General features: G+C 64.8%; 19 protein-coding genes. 8 read left to right on the forward strand and 11 right to left on the reverse strand.

The annotated features are described in order from the left end of the window. Positions 1-212: 212 nt before the first annotated feature. A complete protein-coding gene (locus AC1RDS_RS14230) occupies positions 213-1913 on the reverse strand; it encodes a cation acetate symporter (protein ID WP_244273756.1) in 1701 nt (566 codons plus the stop codon). Between the two features lie 32 nt (positions 1914-1945). Then, complete coding sequence (locus AC1RDS_RS14235) at positions 1946-2254, reverse strand: DUF485 domain-containing protein (RefSeq protein ID WP_026437035.1); 309 nt, start codon at positions 2252-2254, stop codon at positions 1946-1948. Between the two features lie 363 nt (positions 2255-2617). On the opposite strand from AC1RDS_RS14235, the gene AC1RDS_RS14240 reads away from it, so the two are divergent. The 3 genes from AC1RDS_RS14240 (at position 2618) to AC1RDS_RS14250 (ending at position 5864) form a co-directional block, all read left to right on the forward strand. After that, complete coding sequence (locus AC1RDS_RS14240) at positions 2618-4291, forward strand: MFS transporter (RefSeq protein WP_092701272.1); 1674 nt, start codon at positions 2618-2620, stop codon at positions 4289-4291. Positions 4292-4434: 143 nt separating this feature from the next. Then, positions 4435-4617, forward strand: coding sequence for a hypothetical protein (locus AC1RDS_RS14245; protein ID WP_092701275.1), 183 nt, complete (start codon positions 4435-4437; stop codon positions 4615-4617). A gap of 242 nt (positions 4618-4859) precedes the next feature. After that, positions 4860-5864, forward strand: coding sequence for a porin (locus AC1RDS_RS14250; RefSeq protein WP_092701278.1), 1005 nt, complete (start codon positions 4860-4862; stop codon positions 5862-5864). Positions 5865-6297: 433 nt separating this feature from the next. Here the strand turns inward: AC1RDS_RS14250 and AC1RDS_RS14255 are convergent, their stop codons facing one another. Both AC1RDS_RS14255 and AC1RDS_RS14260 read right to left on the reverse strand, forming a co-directional pair. Continuing rightward, positions 6298-7413 carry an ABC transporter substrate-binding protein gene (locus tag AC1RDS_RS14255; protein WP_348682453.1) on the reverse strand — a complete coding sequence of 372 codons (1116 nt, stop codon included), beginning with the start codon at positions 7411-7413 and terminating at the stop codon, positions 6298-6300. A 147-nt stretch (positions 7414-7560) separates the two neighbouring features. Further along, on the reverse strand, positions 7561-8646 hold the full coding sequence (locus AC1RDS_RS14260) for an ABC transporter substrate-binding protein (protein ID WP_348682475.1): 1086 nt from the start codon (positions 8644-8646) through the stop codon (positions 7561-7563). Positions 8647-8888: 242 nt separating this feature from the next. On the opposite strand from AC1RDS_RS14260, the gene uvrA reads away from it, so the two are divergent. Beyond that, positions 8889-14759, forward strand: a complete 5871-nt coding sequence (uvrA, locus tag AC1RDS_RS14265; RefSeq protein ID WP_348682454.1) for an excinuclease ABC subunit UvrA — start codon at positions 8889-8891, stop codon at positions 14757-14759. Positions 14760-14886: 127 nt separating this feature from the next. Here the strand turns inward: uvrA and AC1RDS_RS14270 are convergent, their stop codons facing one another. The 5 genes from AC1RDS_RS14270 to AC1RDS_RS14290 are packed head-to-tail and all read right to left on the reverse strand — an operon-like array spanning position 14887 to position 20501. Continuing rightward, complete coding sequence (locus tag AC1RDS_RS14270; RefSeq protein ID WP_348682455.1) at positions 14887-16716, reverse strand: nitric oxide reductase activation protein NorD; 1830 nt, start codon at positions 16714-16716, stop codon at positions 14887-14889. Next, complete coding sequence (locus tag AC1RDS_RS14275; RefSeq protein WP_348682456.1) at positions 16716-17747, reverse strand: 4Fe-4S binding protein; 1032 nt, start codon at positions 17745-17747, stop codon at positions 16716-16718. The genes AC1RDS_RS14270 and AC1RDS_RS14275 overlap by 1 nt, the downstream gene beginning before the upstream one ends. Continuing rightward, a complete protein-coding gene (locus AC1RDS_RS14280) occupies positions 17737-18597 on the reverse strand; it encodes a CbbQ/NirQ/NorQ/GpvN family protein (protein WP_348682458.1) in 861 nt (286 codons plus the stop codon). The genes AC1RDS_RS14275 and AC1RDS_RS14280 overlap by 11 nt, the downstream gene beginning before the upstream one ends. Positions 18598-18600: 3 nt before the next feature. Continuing rightward, positions 18601-20034, reverse strand: a complete 1434-nt coding sequence (locus AC1RDS_RS14285) for a cbb3-type cytochrome c oxidase subunit I (RefSeq protein WP_348682459.1) — start codon at positions 20032-20034, stop codon at positions 18601-18603. A gap of 41 nt (positions 20035-20075) precedes the next feature. After that, complete coding sequence (locus tag AC1RDS_RS14290; protein ID WP_092699546.1) at positions 20076-20501, reverse strand: c-type cytochrome; 426 nt, start codon at positions 20499-20501, stop codon at positions 20076-20078. A 202-nt stretch (positions 20502-20703) separates the two neighbouring features. Between AC1RDS_RS14290 and AC1RDS_RS14295 the strand changes: the two genes are divergently transcribed. From AC1RDS_RS14295 to AC1RDS_RS14310, 4 genes are all read left to right on the forward strand, one after another. Continuing rightward, entirely contained in the window at positions 20704-21363 is a 660-nt protein-coding gene (locus AC1RDS_RS14295; RefSeq protein ID WP_303835709.1) for a cytochrome c oxidase subunit 3 family protein, read from the forward strand. An 11-nt stretch (positions 21364-21374) separates the two neighbouring features. Next, entirely contained in the window at positions 21375-21644 is a 270-nt protein-coding gene (locus AC1RDS_RS14300; RefSeq protein ID WP_303835711.1) for a cytochrome C oxidase subunit IV family protein, read from the forward strand. A 104-nt stretch (positions 21645-21748) separates the two neighbouring features. Beyond that, positions 21749-22642: a polyphosphate kinase 2 gene (ppk2, locus tag AC1RDS_RS14305; RefSeq protein WP_303835713.1), complete on the forward strand. Its 894-nt coding sequence runs from the start codon at positions 21749-21751 to the stop codon at positions 22640-22642. Between the two features lie 111 nt (positions 22643-22753). Then, positions 22754-23719: a tripartite tricarboxylate transporter substrate binding protein gene (locus tag AC1RDS_RS14310; protein ID WP_303835714.1), complete on the forward strand. Its 966-nt coding sequence runs from the start codon at positions 22754-22756 to the stop codon at positions 23717-23719. 79 nt (positions 23720-23798) lie between these two features. Here AC1RDS_RS14310 and AC1RDS_RS14315 read toward each other — a convergent pair whose 3' ends face one another. Next, on the reverse strand, positions 23799-24080 hold the full coding sequence (locus AC1RDS_RS14315; protein ID WP_092699552.1) for a hypothetical protein: 282 nt from the start codon (positions 24078-24080) through the stop codon (positions 23799-23801). Between the two features lie 57 nt (positions 24081-24137). Then, complete coding sequence (locus AC1RDS_RS14320) at positions 24138-24968, reverse strand: HAD-IIB family hydrolase (protein WP_303835732.1); 831 nt, start codon at positions 24966-24968, stop codon at positions 24138-24140. Positions 24969-24972: the final 4 nt, after the last annotated feature.

Raw genomic sequence — 24972 nt, forward strand, 5'->3', positions numbered from 1 at the left:
TCGCCTTTCTTTTGGGTACGTTTCTTTGGCGAAGCAAAGAAAAGTACCTCGCCCGCCGGGGCGAGACCCGGCCTCCGACCTCAACCAAAGCACACCACTAACTACAAAAACAATAGCTATCACCGCATAAAAACGGAAAACCGGGCACAAGGCCCGGTCGAAGCAGCACAGCGGGCGAACCGCCATGCCAGTCTGCGCAGCGTGGCTTCCAGTCAGTGCCCTGAAGCCCCGGCCGCGCCCAGACCCGTTTCCGAACGCACCTGTTGCGCCGGGAACGCGGCGCGCTCGCGCGCGGCGTTGGCGCTCTTGTCTGTGATCGAGAAGAACCAGATGCCCACGAAGCCGATGGTCATGGAGAACAGCGCCGGCGAGGTGTAGGGGAACAGCGCCGAACCGGCCGGGTTGCCCAGCGTGGCTTCCCACACCGAGGGCGATACCACCGTCAGGCCCACCGAGGAGATCAGGCCCAGGAAGCCGCCGATCACCGCGCCGCGCGTGGTGCAGTCCTTCCACAGCACCGACAGGAACAGCACCGGGAAGTTGGCCGAGGCCGCGATGGCAAACGCCAGCGACACCATGAAGGCGATGTTCTGCTTCTCGAAGGCAATGCCCAGCGCCACGGCGATGACGCCCAGGGCCAGCGTGGTCATGCGCGAGACCTTCAGTTCCGAGGCGCTGTCGGCCTTGCCCTTCTTGAACACCGTGGCATACAGGTCGTGCGACACGGCCGATGCGCCCGAGAGCGTGAGGCCGGCCACCACGGCCAGGATGGTGGCGAACGCCACGGCCGAGATGAAGCCGTAGAAGATGTTGCCGCCCACCGACTTGGCCACCAGCACGGCCGCCATGTTGGCCGTGCCCGCGCCGCCGTGGATGACGCCCTTGACCACGTCCGCGAACTCGGGGTTGGTCAGCACCAGGGTGATGGCGCCAAAGCCGATGATGAAGATCAGGATGTAGAAGTAGCCGATCCAGGTCGTGGCCCACAGCACGGACTTGCGCGCTTCCTTGGCATCGGGCACGGTGAAGAAGCGCATCAGGATGTGCGGCAGCCCGGCGGTGCCGAACATCAGCGCCATGCCGAACGAGATGGCCGAGATGGGGTCCTTGATGAAGCCGCCCGGGCCCATGATGGACAGGCCCGCCTTGGCGGCTTCCTCGGGCGTCTTGCCCGTGTTGGCGGCAATGGCGGCACGCACTTCCACGCCCTTGGCGAACAGCGCCTCGGGGCTGAAGCCGTACTGTGCCAGCACCATGAAGGCCATGAAGCTCACGCCCGCCAGCAGCAGGCAGGCCTTGATGATCTGCACCCAGGTGGTGGCCGTCATGCCACCAAACAGCACGTAGATCATCATCAGCGCGCCGACGATGACCACGGCCATCCAGTATTCCAGGCCGAACAGCAGCTTGATCAACTGGCCGGCACCGACCATCTGCGCGATCAGGTAGAACGCCACCACCACCAGCGTGCCCGATGCGGCAAAGGCGCGGATGGGGCCCTGCTGGAAGCGGTAGCCTGCCACGTCGGCAAAGGTGAACTTGCCCAGGTTGCGCAGGCGCTCGGCCATCAGGAAGGTGATGATGGGCCAGCCCACCAGGAAGCCGATGGAGTAGATCAGCCCGTCGTAGCCGGTGGCCATCACGGCCGCCGAGATGCCCAGGAACGAGGCGGCCGACATGTAGTCACCCGCAATCGCCAGGCCATTCTGGAAGCCGGTGATGCCGCCACCGGCGGTGTAGAAGTCCGCGGCCGACTTGGTCTTGGCCGCCGCCCATTTGGTGATCCACAAGGTGCCGGCCACGAAGGCGCCAAACATGGTGATGGCCGTCCAGTTGGTGGCCTGCTTGGCGGCCTGGCCCAGGTCGGCGCCGGCCGCGTGCGCGCTGCCCGCCGCCAGCAGGGCCAGCAGCATCAACGCGCAGCCTGCATGTTTCTTGGTGGCGTTCATTTCGATGCGTCCTTCAGGATGTCTTTGGTCAGGGTGTCGAACTCGCCATTGGCGCGGCGCACGTAGATGCCGGTGATGACGATGGTGAAGATGATCACGCCCATGCCGATCGGAATGCCCAGCGAGGTCACGCCGCTGCCGATGGGCTGTGCCAGGAACTTCTTGTCGAAGGCAATCAGCGCGATGTAGCCGTAGTAAACGATCAGCATCAGTGCCGTCAGAAAGATGCCCAGGCGGTTGCGTTTGGTGCGCAGCTCCCGGTACTTCGGATGGCTCTGTATTTTCTGGACCATGGGGTCGCTCATGGATGTCTCTCCTCAAGGTTGTGTTGCACGCCGCGGTGTGGGGCGAAAGGCCGTCAAGCTGGCCGGATTCTGCAAACGCGCACTGACCAAGTGCTTACGCGACGGCGCATTGCCGCGGTTTCCTGCTGACAAAAGCCGCGGTGCGCCAGCCGAGGGGAAACCCTGAATGCTGGTTGGTCGTCGGGCGATTTTTCGCATCGAAAAATGCCGGTCGAGGGTTACTACCCGGGTTGTAAGGATTGCGGAAGTTTCGCGTCAAGTTCTGTAAGGAACGCGTCAGAGCGATGTCAGTAGCGCCACGGATAGTGGGCCCACAGGCAATTTGTATGTGCCTGTAAATTCAAATAATCAAAGGAGACAACCATGGCAACGCAACATCCCGCACCGCGGCCGATGTCCGCCGAAGAGAAGAAAGTCATCTTCGCTTCGTCGCTCGGTACCGTATTTGAGTGGTACGACTTTTATCTCTACGGCTCGCTCGCAGCCATCATTGCCAAGCAGTTCTTCAGCGGCCTGGATGCAGGCGCGGCCTTCATCTTCGCGCTGCTGGCCTTCGCGGCAGGTTTCCTGGTGCGGCCCTTTGGCGCCATCGTGTTCGGCCGCCTGGGCGACATGATCGGCCGCAAGTACACCTTCCTGGTCACCATCCTGATCATGGGCCTGTCGACCTTCATCGTCGGCCTGCTGCCCAGCTACGCCACCATCGGCGTCGCGGCCCCGGTCATCCTGATCGCGCTGCGCATGCTGCAGGGCCTGGCACTGGGCGGTGAGTACGGCGGTGCCGCCACGTATGTGGCCGAGCATGCCCCGCACGGCAAGCGCGGTGCGTACACCTCCTGGATCCAGACCACGGCCACGCTGGGTCTGTTCCTGAGCCTGCTGGTGATTCTGGGCGTGCGCCTGGGCCTGGGTGAAACGGTATTCCAGGACTGGGGCTGGCGCGTGCCGTTCCTGGTGTCCATCCTGCTGCTGGGCATCTCGGTGTGGATCCGCCTGTCGCTGTCGGAGTCGCCGGCTTTCCAGAAGATGAAGGCCGAGGGCAAGACCTCCAAGGCGCCTCTGTCTGAATCGTTCGGCCAGTGGAAGAACCTGAAGATCGTGATCCTGGCACTGGTGGGCCTGACCGCCGGCCAGGCCGTGGTCTGGTACTCCGGTCAGTTCTACGCGCTGTTCTTCCTGACGCAACAACTGAAGGTGGACAACACCACCGCCAACCTGCTGATTGCCGCCGCCTTGCTGCTGGGCACGCCCTTCTTCGTGGTGTTCGGTTCGCTGTCGGACAAGATCGGCCGCAAGCCCATCATCATGGCGGGCTGCCTGCTGGCTGTGGTGACCTATTTCCCGGTTTTCAAGATGCTGACCGAAGCGGCCAACCCCGACCTCGCCAAGGCACAGGTCTCTGCAGGCGTGGTGGTGACGGCCGACCCCGCATCGTGCTCGTTCCAGGGCAACCCGGTGGCCCGCGAGATCGACTTCCGCAGTTCGTGCGACATCGCCAAGCGCTACCTGGTGCAGAACTCGGTGAGCTATGACAACGTGGCAGGCCCCGCAGGCTCTGCGGCCGTGGTCAAGATTGGCGACAAGACGGTCGAGGCGCCTACCGGCAACGTGGTGAACCTCAAGTTCGACGAAGCGTCCGCCAAGGCCATCGCCGCCTTCAAGAAGGAAGTGGCCGACGACCTCAAGCTCGCCGGCTATCCCACGAAGGCAGATCCGGCCAAAACCAACAAGGGTCTGGTGGTGGCCCTGCTGTTCTGGCTGGTGCTGCTGGTGACCATGGTGTACGGGCCGATTGCCGCCATGCTGGTGGAAATGTTCCCGACCCGCATCCGCTATACCTCGATGAGCCTGCCGTACCACATCGGCAACGGCTGGTTCGGCGGCCTCCTGCCCACCACGGCGTTTGCCATCGTGGCGCAGACCGGCAACATGTACAACGGCCTGTGGTACCCCATCATCATCGCGGGCATGACCCTGGTGATCGGCACGCTGTTCCTGCGTGAAACCAAGGACGTGGACATCTACGCCAACGACTGACGGACGCACCGCCAGTGCACCCAGTGTCTGCCTCGCCAGCGGGGCAGGCACTGTGTTCCAGAAAAAGGCCTTGCAACGCGGAATGGTCGTGTGCGAGGCCCTTTTGTTGAACAGGCAACCCCCATCACCAGGAGATAGAAGTCATGTGGAAGATCGTTGTAGGTTTCGTGCTTTTTGCGGCGCTGTCGCTGTTCGTCATCATGAAGGCCGGCGACAAGGTGGACATGTCCGGTGAAAAACACGGTGCCGATTCCCTGAGTGCGCCGGAAACGCCCGCCAGCGCCCCTGTGCCCGCTGCGCCAGCGCCTGCGGCCAGCGTGAAGTAAGGGTTAACACCCATTCATGTTTTGGTGCGCAGGCTGCGGATTGCGCCCCGCATGAGGGCGGTCAATCCGAGGGAGTACCAACTGTTGTGGCGGCACATCACTTGTGTCATCAAAGTTTCAGCAAATAGTGCATCAAAACGTGGCGGACCATAAGATCGAGACCCCAAGCATTCTCGGCGGTCAAGTCAAAAACTGAAGCTGCCTGTGCGCCCCTGATGGCAATCTGTATCGAAGGAATATTCATGCAAAAAATGACCCGCGTTGTTCTGGCTGTCCTGGCTGTTGCCGGCACCACCGCTGCAATGGCCCAAAGCAGCGTCACGCTGTATGGCCGCATCAACACCACCGTCGAACGTCAGAAGGATGGCGACGTGTCCACCACCAAGATGGTTAACAATTCTTCCCGTTTCGGCTTCAAGGGTACGGAAGATCTGGGTGGTGGCCTGAAAGCTGGTTTTCAACTGGAGAGCGGCTTCAATTCGGACACCGGTGCGTCGGCTAAGACGTTCTTCGGCCGTCAAAGCGAAGTGAATTTGTCTGGCAACTTCGGTATGGTTCGTCTGGGCAACTTCTTCCCTGAGTCGTACTACGCCTCTGCCGATTACGTCAGCATGCACAACCATGATACGGGTCCTTCGTCAGATGCCCTGTATATCGACCCCGTGTGGCTCGGTGCAGGAAAGGTCAGCCAGGACCGCACTGGCGGTTTGGGCACCGGCAACAAGATTGCCTACCGCACCCCCAACATGGGTGGCCTCACGGTGGAGGGTTCTGCTTCCCTGCACGAGAAGGTATTGGGCACTGACAACAAGACCGGTTACGACCTGGCTGCTAACTACAACGTCGGCCCGTTGGCCCTGGGCGCTGGCTATAGCCAGTGGAACAGCAACAAGCAAGGCTCGCTGCGTGCCCTGTATACCTTTGGACAATTCACCGTGGGTGGCTACTACCAGCGTAACGACGAAGTCTTGCTGGGTACCCGCAATAACTTCCGTCTGGCCGGCATGTACTCCATGGGTGCATCTGAATTGCACTTGAATGTAGGTCGTGCCAACAGCTGGAGCAAGATTGCCGACTCGGCAGCGACCCAGTACACCGTGGGCTACAACTACAACCTGAGCAAGCGCACCAAGGTGTACGGCTACTACACCCGTATCAACAACGACAGCAACGCTTCTTATGGCAGCGTGAGTGCTGCAGGCAACGATTTCAGCTCCGTTGCAGTGGGCGTTCGCCACAACTTCTAATTCCCGATGGTCAGTTGGCTTTGCCAGCTGACGGAATGGAATCTAAAAAGGCCTTGCATCTTCGGATGCAAGGCCTTTTTCATGGGCACGCAATTTCTGTTCGGCGGGGATCGATACCGATGGGTCGCTGCGGCGTGAGTCAGGATGGATACCGTGGAACAGGGCGGTCAGCGGTCCGTTGCGGCTTGCTGAAGGAGGTCCGGAGGCCATGCCGCCAGGCCTGCGAGGGGTGTCAGGGTGGGGCTTGTTCGGAATCCAGTGACTGGACAGCTGCTTTGGCTGAACCCGTGCCGTTCATGGAGGGCGCCCTGGGTGGAAGGCAAGGCTGGCGATCTGCCGGCACGGGGTGGAAGCAGCCAGCAGGGTGGCATCGGGCGCCCCCGGTGAGCCCTGAGGATCGCGAACCAATGTCCCCTTGGGTGTGGGCGGTGGATCAGCGCTTGAAGCGCCCATCCGCTCCAATGATGGACAGATCCGTGAATGCCAGGCCGCTGTGGTCGGTGGCGCTGTAAGACAACTCCAGGCCGCCCAGGTCAAACCTGCGCATGCCTTCCAGCGCGGCCAGCAGGCGGGTGCGGTCCGGCTTGGGGCTTGCCCTGCGCAGACCCTCGACCAACACCTTGGCATTGACGAAACCCTCGACCATGGCCGGTGTCAGTTCATCAACGCCACGTGCCTTGGCCAGGCCCATGGCCTCTTTGATCAGCGGGTAATTGATGGATCGCTCCGATGGGAACACCTGGGTGACCACAACGCCCCGTGCCTGATCGCCCAGGGCCTTGGTGAAACCGCCAGAGGCATTGTTGGACAGGGTCACGATCTGGCCGGCCATGCCGGCTGCGCGCAAGGCCTTGATGCCATCCACCACCGCTGCGCCTGTGCCAATGAAGATCACGGCCTGTGGGAGCTGCTTGGCGGCACGGGGTGCAATGGCGCTGAAATCAGGCTTGCTGCGATCGAACTTTTCAATGAAAAGGGCCTGGCTACCGTTGGCCTTGAAGCCGTTCAGTGCGCCGTCCAGCGCATCGGTACCAAAGCTGTCATCGACATGGATGACGCCGATGCGCTGAACCCCCAGTGTGTTCAGGTGCCCGACGGCCTTTTCCACCTCTTGCTGGTAAGGTGCCCGTACATTGAACACGTGGCGGCTGACCGGCTTGTGCAATGCCATCGCTCCGGTGGAGGGGGCCACCAGTACCACGCCGGCTGCGTCAAGCAGCGGCACGATCCCTTGCGTGTGCGGGGTGCCACGTGTCATGAAGAGCGCAATGGCGCCATGTTTCTCGATAAGGGTGCGGGCATTTTCCAGCGTGAGCTTGGGGTCGAACTTGTCGTCCAGCACCACCAGCTCGATTTTCTGGCCGCCCACACCGCCCTGTGCATTGACCGCATCCAGATACAGCGATGCCCCCTGCATGGACTCTTTGACGGTGATGGCGGCGGAGCCCGTGACACCCACCGTTTGTCCTACGACGATCTGAGCCATGCTGTGGCCCGCCAATCCTGCGGCGAGTGCGCAGGCCGCCAGCAGGGGTTTCCAGTTTTTCATGCGTTTTCCTTCATCTGATCGGCAAGAGTTTAGGCCGGAGGCCAGGAGCAGGCACTGAGGAAATCCTGACAGCTGGGCAGCCGCAGAAACCCAGGCCCATCTCCTGTCCCGAACATTCATTGCAAGGGTCGAGCAGCGGGGCGGGTTTCAGCGCCGGAACTTGCCGTCCGTGCCAATGATGGCGAGATCGGCAAAGTCCAGGCCCGTGTGGTCGTCGGGTGCGTAGCTGATTTCAAGACCGCCCAGATCGAACTTGCGCAGGCTCTCCAGTGCGGTCTGGATTTTTTCGCGGGTGGGCTTGGGGCCTGCGCGCTTGAGGCCTTCCACCAGCACTTTGGCGGCGGCGAAGCCTTCCAGCATGGCCGGGCTGATATCCCCGAGGCCCTTGGCTTTGGCCAGATCCTGGGCTTCCTTCACCATGGCGTAGGTCATGGCCCGCTCATTGGGGAACACCTGGGTCACGATCACGCCCCGCGCATTGGCCCCCAGGCTCTTGATGAAGCCGCTGGACGCGTTGTTGGACAGCGTCACGATCTGCGCGGCCGAACCCGCCGTGCGCAGCGCATTGGCGGCATCCACCACCGCCGACCCCGAAGCCACCATCAGCACCGCCTGCGTGTCGGCCTTGGCCACCTTGGTGGCGATGGGCGTGAAGTCGGGCTTGGCGCGGTCGTACTTTTCGGACACCACGGCCGTCAGCTTGGCGGCCGCCAGGCCCTTCTGCGCACCCTGGATGCCGTCGGCGCCAAAGCTGTCGTCCGCATACACCAGGGCCACGCGGCTGATGCCCATGGAGGCCAGGTGGGTGATCGCCTTTTCAGCCTCGCGCTGGTAGGTGGCGCGCACATTGAAGATGTATTTGCGTACCGGCTGGTGCAGCACCATGGCGCCGGTGGAAGGCGCCACCAGCGCCACGCCATGCTTGTCCAGCAGCGGCAGGATGGCCTCGGTGTGGGGTGTGCCCCGGTTGAGGAACAGGGCCGAGACGTTCTTGTCTTCGATCAGCGTGCGGGCGTTTTCTGCCGCCAGCTTGGGGTCGAACTTGTCATCCAGGGAGATCAGTTCGATCTTCTGGCCATTGACGCCGCCCTTGGCATTGACGGCGTCCACGTACAGCAGTGCACCGTCGGTGGTCTCCTTCACGCCGGCGGCCACCTGGCCGGTGAAGCCGGCCGTCTGGCCGATCAGGATCTGTGCATGGCTGGCCGCACTGGCCGCCAGTGCGAGGACCATGCCGGCCGCTCGCAGTTGCCATTGTTTTGTCATAAAGGTCTCCTCTTGTTGTATGGGAGGCCGCAGTCTAAACCGATGTGTCGGGCTGGAATACCTGCTGTCCACCAGCAACGGCTCCATGGCCCCTGGTTTGTCCACGGTCAAAAGCACCGCAGCGCGCCTCGGGGGTAATCGGCGCATGCAGGCGAAAACACCGAGTGCGTCCCTAGAATGTCCCGCCTCACCCCAGAAAGACCGCCTCCATGACCCAGGGACTGATCCGTATCCGCGGCGCACGCCAGCACAACCTCAAGAACCTGGATCTGGACATCCGCACGGGCGAACTGACGGTGGTCACGGGCCCCAGCGGTTCGGGCAAGTCGAGCCTGGTATTCGACACGCTGTATGCCGAGGGCCAGCGCCGGTATGTGGAAACCTTCAGCGCCTATGCGCGGCAGTTCCTGGACCGCATGGACAAGCCCGCCGTGGACAAGGTCGAGGGCGTGCCGCCGGCCATTGCCATCGACCAGACCAACCCGGTGCGCTCCAGCCGCTCCACCGTGGGCACGATGACGGAGTTGAACGACCACCTGAAGCTGCTGTTCGCCCGTGCGGGGCAGTTGTTCGACAAGCAGACCGCCCAGCCCGTAAGGCACGACTCGCCCGAGACCATCTACGCCGAGCTGGCCACGCGTTGCGCCGCCGCCAGTGATCCACGCATCGTGTTGACCTTCCCGGTCGAGCTCCCCGCCAACACCTCGGCCGAACAGGTGGAGCAATGGTTGTCCGCCAGCGGCTTCACCAAGGTGCAGGCCGAGCGCGAAGTGGCCACGCCCACGGGCCCGCGCAAAGTGCTGGATGTGGTGGCGGACCGCTTCCGCCTGGGCAATGCCGAGAAGGCGCGGGTGATCGAGGCGATCGAGGTCGCGCTCAAGCGCGGCACGGGCCGGCTCAACGTGTACCGGCTGGTGGATGAGGGCGAGCCTGAACTCTGGCGCTTTTCCACCGGCCTGCACTGCCCCGACAGTGACCTGCGCTACAGCGACCCACTTCCGTCGGCCTTCTCGTTCAACTCTGCCGTGGGTGCCTGCGAGAGCTGCCGGGGCTTTGGCCGGGTGATCGGGGTGGACTATGGCCTGGTCATCCCCAACGACAAGCTCACGCTGCGTGCCGGTGCCATCAAGACCATCCAGACCCCCGCATGGAAAGAGGCCCAGGACGACCTCATGCGCCATGCCGAGACGGCCGGTATCCCGCGCGACACGCCTTGGTACAAGCTCACCGAGGACCAGAAGAAATGGGTCATCCACGGATCGCCGCACTGGAACGGCAAGTGGAACCAGCAGTGGTACGGCATCAAGCGTTTTTTCGAATACCTGGAAAGCAAGGCCTACAAGATGCACATCCGCGTGCTCTTGTCCAAGTACCGCAGCTACACGCCATGCCCCACCTGCGCGGGTGCGCGCCTCAAGACCGAGAGCCTGCTCTGGCGCATCGGCCGCAAGGAAGATGCCGACGCGGTGCTGGAGCCCGGCAAACGTTTCATGCCCGAGGGCGTGCAATGGTCGCGCGAGCAGCTCGAGGCGCTGCCCGGCCTGTGCCTGCACGACCTGATGCTGCTGCCCATAGCCCGCCTGCGCCAGTTCTTTGCGCGCATGCAGTTGCCGGTGGGCGACGATGCCAAGGGTGGCGACGCCCAGGCGCTGAAACTGCTGCACGAGGAAATCACCACGCGCCTGAAATACCTGTGCGACGTGGGCATTGGCTACCTCACGCTCGACCGGCAAAGCCGCACGCTGAGTGGCGGCGAGGTGCAGCGCATCAACCTGACCACGGCGCTGGGCACCAGCCTGGTCAACACGCTGTTCGTGCTGGACGAGCCCAGCATCGGCCTGCACCCGCGCGACATGCACCGCATCACCGAGGCCATGCTGCGCCTGCGCGATGCGGGCAACACGCTGGTGGTGGTGGAGCACGACCCGGCCGTGATGCTCGCTGCCGACCGCATGATCGACATGGGCCCCGGTCCGGGCCGCCTGGGTGGGCAGATCGTGTTCGACGGCACCACGGCCGACCTGCGCCAGGCCGACACGCTCACGGGCGCCTACCTGGGCGGGCGCAAGCATGTGGGCTTTGGCTTCAAGCGCATGGTGACCGACGCCACGCCGCGCCTCATCCTCGAAGGCGCGCGCGAGCACAACCTGCGCGATGTGACGGTCGAGTTCCCGCTGCAGCGCCTGGTCACCGTGACGGGCGTGAGCGGCTCGGGAAAATCCAGCCTGATCCAGGACGTGCTGGCACCCGCGCTGCTGCGCCACTTCGGCAAGGCCACCGACAGCCCTGGCGCGCACGACCGTATGCTGGGTGCCGACCACCTGTCGGACGTGGTGTTCGTGGACCAGTCGCCCATTGGCAAGACGGCCCGTTCCAACCCCGTGAGCTATGTGGGCGCTTGGGACAGCATTCGCGAACTCTTCGCCGTGGCGCCGCTGTCCAAACAGCGCAGCTACACCGCCGCCAAGTTCAGCTTCAACAGCGGCGACGGGCGCTGCCCCACCTGCGGCGGCTCGGGCTTCGAGCATGTGGAGATGCAGTTCCTGAGCGACGTGTACCTGCGCTGCCCGGACTGCGATGGCAAGCGCTACCGGCCCGAGATTCTGGAGATCACGATCGAGCGGGGCGGGAAGACCTTGAATGTGGCCGATGTGCTGGCGTTGACTGTGGCCGAAGCCGCCGCATTGTTCGCGGGCGACCGCGACGTGATCCGCGCGCTGCAGCCCATCGTGGACGTGGGGCTCGAATACGTGGCGCTGGGCCAGCCTGTGCCCACCTTGTCGGGCGGCGAAGCGCAGCGCTTGAAATTGGCAGGCTTCCTTGCGGAAGCGGCTCGCGTCCAGAGCAAGTCGCGCCAGGCCGTGGCGCGCAAAGGCACGCTGTTTTTGTTCGACGAGCCCACCACCGGCCTGCACTTCGACGACATCGCCAAGCTCATGCGCGCGCTGCGCAAGCTCATCGACGCGGGGCACTCGCTCATCGTCATCGAGCACAACCTGGACGTGATCCGCGCGAGCGACTGGCTCATCGACCTGGGGCCGGAGGGCGGCGATGCAGGCGGCCTCATCGTGGCCGAAGGCACGCCCGAAGATGTGAGGGCCCATGCCACCTCGCACACCGGCCAGGCACTGCGCGACTACGAACTGGCGCTGGGCGTGGGCGGCCACTCGGTGCACGAAAAAGCCGCTGTACTGCGCAAATCGGAGCGACTTGCGCTCATGAATCAAGCGCCAGCAGCCAAAAATGCCATTGAAATCGTCAACGCCAAGGAACACAACCTCCAGAACCTGAGCGTGGACATTCCGCGCGGCCAATTCAACGTGGTGACGGGCGTGAGCGGCTCGGGCAAGTCCACGCTCGCATTCGACATTTTGTTCAACGAGGGCCAGCGGCGTTATCTGGAATCGCTCAACGCTTATGCGCGTTCCATCGTGCAGCCCGCAGGGCGCCCCGAGGTGGATGCGGTGTACGGCATTCCGCCCACCGTGGCCATCGAGCAGCGTCTGTCGCGCGGCGGGCGCAAGTCCACCGTGGGCACCACGACCGAGGTGTGGCACTTTCTGCGCCTCTTGTACGTCAAGCTCGGCACGCAGCATTGCGTCAAGGACGGCGCCGCCGTGCAGCCGCAGACGCCCGAGAGCATCGCGGCGCAATTGCTCACCCAGTTTCGCGGCCAGCACATCGGGCTGCTCGCCCCGCTGGTGATGAACCGCAAGGGTGTCTACACCGAGCTGGCCGATTGGGCCCGTCCGCGCGGCTACACGCACCTGCGCGTGGACGGCAATTTTTTGCCGACCACCAATTTTCCGCGCATCGACCGCTTCAAGGAACACACCATCGAGCTGCCCGTGGCCAGCCTCGATGTGTTGCCCGAGAACGAAGCCCAGCTGCGCACGGCGCTGGCCGACGCGCTCACGCACGGCAAGGGCGTGGTGCATGTGCTGAGCAGCATCGGGATGCTGGCCGCCGCCATGGAGAGCGGCGCGCCCACCGCGGGCATCGGCCACCTGCAGGCGTTTTCCACCAAACGTGCCTGCCCCGTGTGCGCCACGAGTTATGCCGAGCTGGACCCGCGCCTGTTCAGCTACAACAGCAAGCACGGCTGGTGCCCCGACTGCGTGGGCACGGGCGTCAAGCTCACCAAGGACCAGCGCAAGGTGTTTGACGACTCGGTGCAGGACGACAAGGAAAAGGGCCGCGAGCAGACCTTTGCCGAACCCGAGGTGGAAGACCTGGCCGATACCGCGTGCCCGAGCTGCAGTGGCACGCGGCTCAATGCCACGGCCCGCGCCGTGCGGTTTGCGGGCGTGGGCATCACCGACATCGCCGCGTTGTCGGTGACGGACGTGCGCCGCTGGGTCGAGACCCTGCGCACCGAAGGCGGCATGACCCAGCGTGAGGCCGACATCGCCCGCGACCTGGTGCCGGAGATTCAGAGCCGCCTGGAGTTTCTGGAAGAAGTGGGCCTGGGCTACCTCACGCTGGACCGGGGCGCGCCCACGCTCAGCGGTGGCGAGGCGCAGCGCATTCGCCTGGCCGCGCAACTGGGCAGCAACCTGCAGGGCGTGTGCTATGTGCTCGACGAGCCCACCATCGGCCTGCATGCGCGCGACAACCAGATCCTGCTCAACGCCCTGCACAAGCTGGGCGACAAGGGCAACACGCTGGTGGTGGTGGAGCACGACGAGGACACCATCCGCCGCGCCGACCACATCATCGACATCGGCCCCAGCGCCGGCAAACGCGGTGGGCGCCTGGTGGCGCAGGGCAGCGTGGCCGACATCACGGGTGCGGCCGATTCGCAAACCGGCCGCTACCTGCTGCACGCGATGAAGCACCCGCTGCAACTGCGCCGCAGCATGGTGGCCAGCGAGGTCAGCGCCGAGGCCACGGCCGCCTTCGCCCAGGCCGAGGCGGCAGCCCCCAAGGGCCGCCAAAGCGCCGCCGTGAAGAAGCGCGCCGCCCAGGCCGCTGCGCTGGCGGCCGACGCACTCACCGAGGCCAAGGAACGCGCCGCCATGCGCTGGCTCACCGTGCATGGCGCGCAGCTGCACAACCTGCAGCACGTGACAGCCACCGTGCCGCTGCACCGCCTGGTGGCCGTGACGGGCGTGAGCGGCTCGGGCAAATCCACCCTCGCGCGCGATGTGCTGTTGGCCAACGTGCAGGCCTGGGTGCAGCAGCGCAGTACCAAGGCCGGACGCGATGCCATGGACGCGGGCAAGGCGCCGCCGCTGGTCGGTTGCACGGGCCTGTCGGGCTTCGAGAGCATCGACCGCGTGCTGGAAGTGGACCAGACGCCAATCGGAAAGACACCGCGCAGCTGCCCCGCGACCTACATCGGTTTTTGGGACACCATCCGCAAGCTGTTCGCCGAAACGCTGGAGGCCAAGGCACGCGGCTACGCCGCCGGACGCTTCAGCTTCAACACCGGCGAAGGCCGCTGCCCCAGCTGCGAAGGCGCGGGCGTGCGCACCATCGAGATGAGCTTTCTGCCTGACGTGAAGGTGCCCTGCGAGACCTGCCACGGCGCGCGCTTCAACCCCGAGACGCTGGCCGTGACCTGGCGTGGCAAGAGCATTGGCGACGTGCTGCAGATGGAGGTGGACGAGGCCGTGGGCTTCTTCGCCAGCATGCCCAGCATTGCGCATCCGCTGCAACTGCTGCAGGACGTGGGCCTGGGCTACCTCACGCTGGGCCAGCCGTCGCCCACGCTCAGCGGCGGCGAGGCGCAGCGCATCAAGCTGGTGACCGAACTCACCAAGGTGCGCGACGAGGTCGGCCGCCGGGGCCAGAAGGCGCCGCACACGCTGTACGTGCTGGACGAGCCCACCGTGGGCCTGCACATGGCCGATGTGGACAAGCTCATCCGTGTGCTGCACCGCCTGGTCGATGGCGGCCACAGCGTGGTGGTGATCGAGCATGACCTCGATGTGATCGCCGAGGCCGACTGGATCCTGGACCTCGGCCCCGAGGGCGGCAATGCGGGTGGCCGCATCGTTGCCGCTGCCACACCCGAAGACGTGGTGGCGGCAGGCACGCATACCGGCAAGGCCCTGGCAGCCGTGCTGGCGCGCTGACCGCGCGGATGTGACCCAACCCTGTTCGATGGGACGCATCCCTGGGTGTTGCGCATGCTCGCGTTGCTGGCCCGGCGCCGGATTGCCGCCGGGGCGGGGTGCGATGCCGAAGTGCGGGCGCAGGGCTTCAGCGCGCCAGCGTCACCCAGGCCTGCGTGAGGCGCTGCACCAGATCCTGGGGGCGCCGCACCAGCGCATAGCCCTGGCTGCCGAACAGCATGGGCAGGTATTCGTGGGCTTCCTGGTCGATGGTGACGCAAAACGGGATCAGGCCCGCATCGCGCGCTTCCTGCACCGCATGGCGGGTGTCTTCCAGGCCATAGCGGCCTTCATAGATGTCGAGATCGTTGGGCTTGCCGTCGGTCAGCACCAGCAGCAGCCGCTGGCGCTCGGGGCGCGCACCCAGGCGGCGGGTGGCGTCGCGCACCGCAGCGCCCATGCGGGTATAGAAACCGGGCTTGAGTGCCCCCACGCGGGAGCGCACGGTGTCGTTCCAGCGCTCGCCAAAGCCCTTGATGTGCTGGATGCGCACATGCTGGCGCCGCACCGAGCTGAAGCCCAGCATTTCAAAGGCATCGCCCGTGCCGGAGAGCGCTTCGCCAAACACGTACAGCGCGTCGCGGATCACGTCGATCACGCGGGCGTGGTCGGTGGCGTAGGCGTCGGTGGAGAGCGACAGGTCGGCCAGCAGCAGCGTGGCCAGGCTGCGTTCCGCGCGCTGGCGCCGGATGTATACCGGGGGCGAGTCACTGTGCTGCACGCCACCTTGTGATTCGGTCTGAAAGCGCACCCAGGCATCGATGTCGAATTCGTCGCCCGTGGTCTGGCCACCCTGCCAGCGTGGTGCGGCGCGCAGCACTTCCAGGCGCCGGCGCACGCGCCGCGCCGTGGCGCGCAGGGCCTGCGGTGGCACATAAGGCGTGCCGGGCCGTGCGACCGAGCATTGCACCGAGCAGTGCTCGGGCTGCAGCACGCTGCGGCGCCAGTCCCATTCGGGGGTCTTGCGGCCGGGGCCCAGGGGCAGGTCGTCGGCCGAGGCGCTGGGCAGGTCCAGGTCGAACTTGATGCGCGAGGCCGTGGTCTGCTCGCCGCGCGCCAGCGACAAGGTGTCCATGTCGTTGGCGGCTGCGGTGGCGTTGGGATCGACTTCGTCGTCGGTGCCACGGTCGAGGCGGATCAGCTCGCTCCAGGTGGTGATGGACTCGGTCTTGGCGGCCACCAGCAGCGGGTTGCGCGCCTCTTTCTGTTCCACGCGGCGCGAGCGGCGGCGCGACTTGCTTTCGGTATCGGGCGCGCCGTCGGGACGCTCGCCCGTGCCGTCGCCGGTGTGGCCGGATGTGCCCGCCGCGGCGTTGCCCAGGCCGGCCGTCAGCCAGAGCCAGACCGGGGCGACCTGCTGCGGCTCCACGAAGAGCGGGCCGTGGTCATCGCCGCGCAGGGCTGCCTGCACGGCCGCTTCGAAGGGCGCTGCGTCGGCGCGCAGGCGGGCCAGGGGGGGGCGCTGGGCGAGGTGCGCTTGCGCCAGGCGCGCGTGGGAGCTGCGCAGGCCGGCAAAGCGCTGCAGCGCCCGTGCCGTGGCGGCGCGGTTGTCGGCAATCCAGTCGCCCGTGGGTTCAAACACGGCGGCCAGTGCGGCCAGCCAGAGGTAGAGTTCGCGGTTGAGTTCGCGCTGATCGAACACCGCCACCTGGGCGGGCAGGGCCAGGGTTTCCCAGTCGAGCACCGGCAGGGGCACGCGGATGCCGCTGCCGGCCAGGCGTTGCAGCCAGCCGCGCGGCCCGCCATGGCGGCTGTCGGCCACCGGGGTCACGCGCACAGCGGCGTCACCGCCGCCGGCGCGGTAGAGCAACGCGATGCTGCGGCGCATTTCTTCCAGGGTGACCTGCGCATGGGTACGATCAGGTTCCGCGGCGCGGGTGACGGCGCGGTGCCACCACTGGCCAATCCATTCTTCCATCAGCGCTGCTCCTCGCGCCGCTGGCGCAGGGTTTCGCGCACGGCGTCCAGGCCCACCTTCCATTCGAGGCTAGGGGTGCGGCCCTGGTCGGTCTGCGTGGTATCGCATGCGGACAGGCACTGGCCGCACTGCACACAGGCAAACATCATGCGCTTGATGTTGCGCGGGTTCAGGCGCATGGGGCAGGCGTTGTCGCAGGCGCTGCCGCGTGGCGCGTCGCAGGTCTTGCATTCGCGTGCACGGCTGCGCGTGAACGACACCACCATCGCCTTGGGGTTGGCCATCCAGGCGACGCTCTGGAACAGGCCCACGGCACAGCCATAGCGGCAAAAAAGGTGCCGCGCGAGGGTGAACTCCAGGGTGAAGACCAGCGTGCCCACTGCCAGAAAGCGCGCCTGGTTGGGGGTGAGGGTGCCGTGCACCAGGTTGCCCCAGACCATGGCGGGCGGCAGCAGATAGGTCAGCAGCGTGATGGCCCAGACAAAGCCAAAGACCAGGCAGGCCGCCAGGAACACCGGCCACCAGTGCTTGTCGGCGGTGCGGCCGGGGCGCGGCGTGGGGGATTTGTCCCATACGCTGAGCTTGCCGGTAGCGCGGTGCAGCAGATCGTTGAGGGTTTCGACCAGCGAAAAATGCGGACACAGCCAGCCGCAATAGAGACGGCCAAAGTGGTAGGCCACGGCCAGAAAACCGACCACCAGGGTGAGCACGGGAATGATGCCGCGCCAGGTGATGGACCATGCCGTCTGCATGGCGCTGGCCTCGCCGCGCAGGAACGCATCAATGCCCAGTGACCAGCGAAAACCAAGCACCCACAACTGGGTCTCGGTGAGGTCAAAGCGCAGCAGGTTCAGCGCGGGGGCCAGCAAGAAAATGGCAAAAAAGGAGAGCTGGAACCAGCGCCGGCGGCGCTGCAGCTGCTGGGTGGCGGGCTGCGCCTCGGATGCACGGCCGTCCTGCGTGCTGCCGGCCCTGGCTGCTCCGGTGGAGCAACCGGAGGCACTGGCACAGCTGGAACAGTCAGTTGTCATCGCCCACCACGGCGCGCACCACTTCGTTGAGTGCGAGCAGGGTCTCGGTGTCGTCGGTCAGCGCTTCGATCACGGCGGCGCGGCAGGCTTCGCGCAGCGGCAGGCCCGAAGCGACCAGGCGTGCCGCCATGACCAGCAGGCGGGTGCTGGCGGTTTCTTCGAGGTCGTGGTCGGTGAGGCGGCGCAGTGCCTGGGCGAGTTGCACCAGGCGCGCGGCCAGTGCCGGTGAGGCGTGGCCTTCGCGCTCCAGGATGGCGCGCTCGACCGCCGGGGCCGGGTAGTCCAGCGCCAGGGCGGTGAAGCGTTGGCGTGTGCTGGGCTTGAGGCCCTTGAGCAGATTCTGGTAACCCGGGTTGTAGGAGATGACGAGCATGAACTCGGGCGGCGCCTTGAGCAGCTCGCCCGTGCGCTCGATGGGCAGCAGGCGCCGGTCGTCGGCCAGCGGATGCAGCACGACGGTGGTGTCCTTGCGGGCCTCCACCACTTCGTCCAGGTACAAAATGGCGCCTTCGCGCACGGCGCGGGTGAGCGGCCCGTCGGCCCAGACGGTGTTGCCCTGTCCGATCAGATGGCGACCGACGAGGTCGGCCGCGCTCAGATCGTCGTGGCACGAGACAGTGATCAGGGGGCGCGCCAGGCGTGCCGCCATGTGTTCGACAAAACGGGTCTTGCCGCAGCCCGTGGGGCCTTTGATCAGCAGCGGCAGCTGCTGATCAAAGCAATGTGCAAAGAGTGCACATTCGCTCCCCTGGGCTGCGTAAAACGGTGCATCGCCCGCAACAGGGGCCGCGCCCAGCGCGTTGCTGTTGCCAATGGTCTGTGAGGCCGCTGCGTGGGCGTGGGCTTGCATGGCTCAGGCCTGTTGCAGACGGCTGCCGCTGGCGCTGAAGTTGCTTGCTTCGTCAGCCGATGGGCCAATGAAGAAGCTCGACAGGTAGGTCAGCAGACCGATCAGGAACATGACGCCGCCTGCTACACGCGTCCAGTAGAAGAACACCAACTGGTCTTGCGTGGCCATGAAGGACATCGCCGTGCCCGAAGCGGGCATGCGCTGCAGCCAGACTTGCAGGATACCTGCGCCGCTGAGGGCCAGCACCATGACGGCCATGCCGATGCTCATGATCCAGAAGCTCCACATTTCAACGCGCTGTGCGTGCTTGGGGTTGGCTTCGCGGCCGCGCAGGATGGGCATGGAGTAGCTGATGAGGGCCAGCACCACCAGCACGTAAGCGCCGTAGAAAGCCAGGTGGCCGTGGGCCGCAGTGACTTGCGAGCCGTGCGTGTAGTAGTTGACCCAGCTGAGCGTGTGGATGAAGCCCCAGACCCCTGCGCCCAGGAAGGCGATGACGGCGGTGCCCACGGCCCACAGCACGGCAGCCTGGTTGGGGTGTTCGCGGCGGCGGCGCTGCACCATGTTGAAGGCAAACAGCGTCATCATGAAGAACGGAATGGGTTCGAGTGCGGAGAACACGCCACCCACCCAGTGCCAGTAGCCTGGCAGGCCGATGAAGTAGAAGTGGTGGCCCGTGCCCAGAATGCCCGAGATCAGCGCGAAGGCGACGATCATGTACATCCACTTGTCGATCACTTCACGGTCAACCCCGGTGGTCTTGATGAGCACGAAGGCCAGCAGAGAGGCCATGATCAGCTCCCAGGTGCCTTCCACCCACAGGTGCACCACGAACCACCAGTACATCTTGTCGCGCACCAGGTTGCTGGGGTTGACGAAGCTGAACAGGAACAGCAGCGCCAGGCCCCACAGGCCGAGCAGCAGCACCAGGGTGATGGCGGTCTTGCGGCCCTTGAGCACGGTCATGCTGATGTTGAACAAAAAGCCCAGCGCCACGACCACGATGCCGACCTTGGTGGGCAGGGGTTGCTCCAGGAATTCGCGCCCCATGGTGGCCAGCAGGTCGTTGCCGGTCATCTGCGCCAGCGTGGCGTAGGGCACCAGCAGGTAGCCCAGGATGGTGGCGGCGCCGGCAGCCAGGAAGATCCAGAACAGAATCTTGGCGAAGAGCGGGCTCCAGAGCTCGGTTTCACTCTCTTCGGGCACCATGTAGTAGGCGGCGCCCATGAAGCCGAACAGCAGCCACACGATCAGCAGGTTGGTGTGAACCATGCGGGCGATGTTGAAGGGAATGGCCGGGAACATCAGGTCGCCGATCACGTATTGCAGGCCGAGCGTCAGACCGAAGAGGATCTGGCCGGTGAACAGTCCCAGCGCCGCGATGAAGTACAGCTTGGCGACTGACTGCGATTGGTATTTAAGGGTTGCGGGTTGCATTTTTGTGTCCTTGAATGTGAGATCTCAGTGCACTGAGATGCTTACCCTTCGATATTGGGTGGCCACTTCTCGGCATCGATGCCATTGGTCCACCGCAGGAACTCGACCAGATCGTCCAGCTGTGCTTCGGTGAAGTTGAACTGCGGCATCTGCCGGCGCCCCGGCGTGTGCGTGGGCATGGCTTTTATCCAGCCCTTGATGAAATCAGGGCCCCGACGTGCATAGACGTTACCCAGCTCAGGCGCGAAATACGCCCCTTCGCCCAGCAACGTATGGCAGCCGATGCAGTTGCGCGTCTCCCAGAGATGCTTGCCGCGGACTACAGCCTCCGTGATTTCGCCCGACTTGGAGCGCTCGGGGATCTTGGTTTCGGTGTGGAAAATGAGACTCGCAAACACGAGCACGAAAAAAACCGTGCCCCCGTAAAAAATGTTGCGCGCCATCTGGCTCGTGAAGCCTTGACTCATGGTGTACCTCATGCAGTGATGAATCCGCATCGTAATGACTTAGCGGGTCGAAAGGTTGATTAGAATCAATAAGATTCATACGAAATGAATCTTACATTGATCCAATGCCTCTGAGTGCATTGCGCGAAAAAAATGCAAACCCAGAGTTGCTTGTGTGCAACTCCCCGCGAACGGCGGCCGATCATCAGACAGGATGTGTTTCATGCATGACCCTATTTCCTCGACTTTTTCACCTGCAGGCCGGGCGGCGCGCCCGGTGTCGGGTGCGGCCGGCGGTGCTGGCACCCGTGCGCACTTTCAGGGTGCCGCGCCCAGGCTCCGTGGTGACCTGGGTGTCTGGCTGGTCATTCTGTTGGAGTTTTTGACCTTTGCCATCCTCTTTGTGTCCTTTGCCTTTGCCCGCACGCGGGAGGTGGCGCTGTTCAATGCCTCGCAAGCCACGCTCAACCTGAACGCCGGTGCGCTCAACACCGTGCTGCTGATCTCGGGCAGCTGGTGCGTGGCCAGCGCGGTGGCCGCCGTGCGGCGCGATGCCTCGGCGGTGGGCGCGCGCTGGCTGCTGGGAGCGCTGGTCTGCGGGGGCGGCTTTATGGTGGTCAAGCTGGGCGAATACGCGCAGAAGCTGGCCTCTGGTGTGGATCTGTCGACCAATACTTTCTACATGTTCTACCTCCTCTTGACCGGCTTCCACTTTCTGCATGTGGTGGTGGGCATGCTGGCGCTGGGTTATCTGTGGGTGAAAACGCGGCGCGGGCGCTACGGCAGCCAGGATTGCCACGCCCTCGAGACGGGTGCTGCGTTCTGGCACATGGTCGATCTGCTGTGGATCGTGCTGTTTCCGCTGGTTTATGTGATGCGTTGAGGACCTTGAAAATGCATGCTCTTTCTCTCACCCGGATCTGGATGATCTTGCTGGCCATCACCGCCGCCACTTACTGGATTGGCGAGGCGGGCCTGACCGGCCATGGCTCCATGGGGCCTGTGCTGGCCATGTTTGCCCTGGCGTTCGCCAAGGGCTTGCTGGTGTGCCTGGATTTTCTCGAACTGCGGCATGCGCCCGCCTTGTGGCGCTGGCTGGTGGCGGGCTGGCTGGCGCTGGTGCTGGTGCTGATCGTGCTGGCGTACTGGATCGGCTTGCCATAAAGGCGCAGTGATGCGGGGTGACCACTGACGGCGTCATTCCATTGACATGGGGGTGTCATGGGGCGTGGGCAGCATGGCCTGCTCTTTCCAGGAACCCCATTCCCATGACGCTGCCCAGTGCACTGAATGACCACGACGACCTGGTGCGGCGCATCGCGAGCGATCTGGTGGACAGCTACGACGAAGAGATCGAGCTGGAACTGGAAGGCCGCCATGTCGCCGACCGGGGTGAGCGCCAGGCCTATTTCAGGGAGCTGTTTCGCCTGCAGGGCGAGCTGGTCAAGCTCCAGGACTGGGTGCAGCACACGCGCAAGAAGGTGGTGATCCTGTTCGAGGGGCGCGATGCCGCCGGCAAGGGCGGTGTCATCAAACGCATCACCCAGCGCCTGAACCCGCGTGTGGTGCGCGTGGCCGCGCTGCCCGCGCCCAACGACCGCGAGCGCACGCAGTGGTACTTCCAACGCTATGTGGCGCACCTGCCCGCTGCGGGCGAGATGGTGCTGTTTGACCGCAGCTGGTACAACCGCGCGGGCGTCGAGCGCGTGATGGACTTTTGCACCGACGACGAATACGAAGAGTTCTTCCGCACCGTGCCCGAGTTCGAGAAGATGCTCGTGCGCTCGGGCATCACGCTCATCAAGTACTGGTTCTCCATCACCGACGACGAACAGCACCTGCGCTTTCTGGGCCGCATCCACGACCCGCTCAAACAGTGGAAACTGAGCCCCATGGACCTGGAAAGCCGCGTGCGCTGGGAGGCCTACACCAAGGCCAAGGAAACCATGCTGGAGCGCACCCACATCCCCGAGGCGCCTTGGTGGGTGGTGCAGGCGGTGGACAAGAAAAAGGCGCGCCTGAACTGCATTGCGCACCTGCTGGACCAGCTGCCGTACCACGAAGTGCCGCACGCCCCGGTGGAGCTGCCTGCGCGGGAGCGCAACCCCGAATACCTGCGCCAGCCGGTGCCCGCCGAGATGTACGTGCCCCAGCGGTACTGAGCGCGGTCTCCATCCGCTGCCGCCTTGGCGACAGCCGCTCGGGGCTTTCCTCCGTGCCGTGGCGCGGAAATTGCGCTCCAATGGGGTTTTTCGTCTCTTGAGGATCGCCACATGCAACGCCGACACATCATCCAATGGGGCGCAGCCGCCATGGCCGCCGCCGCCCTGGGCTCCGCCAGCGCCCAGAGTTTTCCGGTCAAACCGATCAAGCTCGTGATCGCCTTCCCCGCAGGCGGCCCCACCGACATCACCATGCGCGTGCTGGCTGAGAACGCCGGCCGCATCCTGGGCCAGCCCGTGATCGTGGAAAACAAGCCCGGTGCCGGAGGCACGCTGCCGGCGCAAGCCTTGCAAGGGGCTGCCGCTGACGGGTACACCATCGCCCAGATTCCCCTGGGCGTGTTCCGCATGCCCTACACCACCAAGATCAACTGGGACCCGGTCAAGGACATCAGCTACGTGCTCAACGTCACCGGCTATGCGTTCGGCATCGTGGTGCCGGCCGATTCACCGCTGAAGACCTGGACGCACTTTGTGGCCTGGGCCAAGGCCAATCCGGGCAAGCTCAGCTATGGCTCCACCGGCACCATGACCAGCCCGCACCTGACGACCGAACTGATCGCGCAAAAGCTTGGCATCGAACTGCTGCATGTGCCCTACAAGGGCAGTGCCGACCTGATGCAATCCATTCTGGGTGGCAACATCATGGCGGCGGCCGACTCCACGGGCTTTGCCCCGCAGGTCGAAGCGGGCAAGCTGCGCGTGCTCAACACCTGGGGGGCCGAACGTCTGGCCAAGTTTCCTGATGCACCCACACTCAAGGAACTGGGCCTGGACATCGTCCAGAACTCGCCGTTCGGCATTGGTGCGCCCAAGGGCACGCCAGCGCCCGTGGTCAAGCGCCTGCACGACGCGTTCAAGCAGGCCATGGAGCAAGAGAGCTACCGCACGGCGCTGGCGCGCTATGACATGGTGCCCATTTACATGGGCACGGCGGCGTACCAGAAGTTCGCGCAGGACACTTTTGCGCGCGAGAAGGCGCTGGTGGAAAAGCTGGGCCTGGCGAAGGTGCAGTAATGCTATTTATTCAATAGCTATTTGTGCAGGTGTTGCGCGCACAATGGCCGGAAAAGACATCCAGTTTTTGTCCGGCCGCTCAATCCAGACCGAGTTCCCGGGCGTCTTCCAGGTGGGCATCCCAGGCCCCGCTGATGCGCGGGTCCGGATCGCGCGTCAGGTAGTTGCTGCCACGGGCGGCCCGCAAGATCAGCGCGCCCCCGGCGGCGGCCTGCAGCGCGGCCGTGCCGCGGCGTTCCGAGCGCAGGGAGACGGCGATCAGGGCCAGCCCCAGGCCGGCGACCATGAGATTTTCACTGGGCAGGCGTGCCCTGGTCCGGTCGATGGCCTGCCAGTGTCGGAGAGTGTTGATCAAGTCCATGCCGAACTCTAGCGCAGCTTGGGTGTGCCGGGGCACCGCCGGCCTTGCCGGATGGCATCAACGTGTCGCCAGCACCGCGCGCGCGACCTCCGCAAAACCCGCGCCGCGCTCGCCCTGCGTCACATAGCGCGGCAGATGCGCCAGTTGCGGCACAAAGCGCGCAATGTTGGCCACGCCCACGCTGCGGGGAAAGTGCTGGAACATGAGCTGGTCGTTGGTGGAGTCGCCCACATACACCCAGCGGTCGATCTCGGCATCCAGGTCGCGCCCGAACAGTTCGCGCACGATCCAGCGGGCGCCCTCCAGCTTGTTGTGCGCGCCAAACCAGCCGTTGATGTGGATGCTGCTCACCGTGGCGTTCATGTCCGCGCTGCGCATGATGCGCACGGCGTGGGCGATGGCATCCGGCGGCAGATGGGTGAATTCGCTGTGATCGATGGCGATGTCGGTCTCGCGGCCCGGCGAGTCCGTGGCGCGGTGGGCACCGGGCACCTCGCGCTCGACCTGCGCCAGAACCTGCTGCATGCGCGCGTAGTTGGCCGCCCGCGTGGCAGCGTCCTGTTGGTATGTTTTTGATAGCTGCTCACGCCTTTCTTGATTGCGCAACAGCCCATTTTCATTCGCAGCGTTGGCAACGCGCCGCAACGCCACGGCGCCGTTTTCCGCCACGATGGCGTCCACGGGCCAGGTGGCGGCAAATGGCTCGCTCCAGCCCACGGGCCGGCCGGTGATGGGGATCACATGCAGGCCGCCGGCCTGGAGCGCCGCCAGGGCCTGCAGCGCATCGGGCGTGATGGCACCGTCGGTGGTCAGGGTGTCGTCGATGTCGGTGAACACGCCCAGCAGTTGCCCAGGCGCCGGCACCGGCCATTCGCTCAGGGCGCGCATCCAT

The organism is Acidovorax sp. GW823-FHT02H02, from assembly GCF_058797075.1.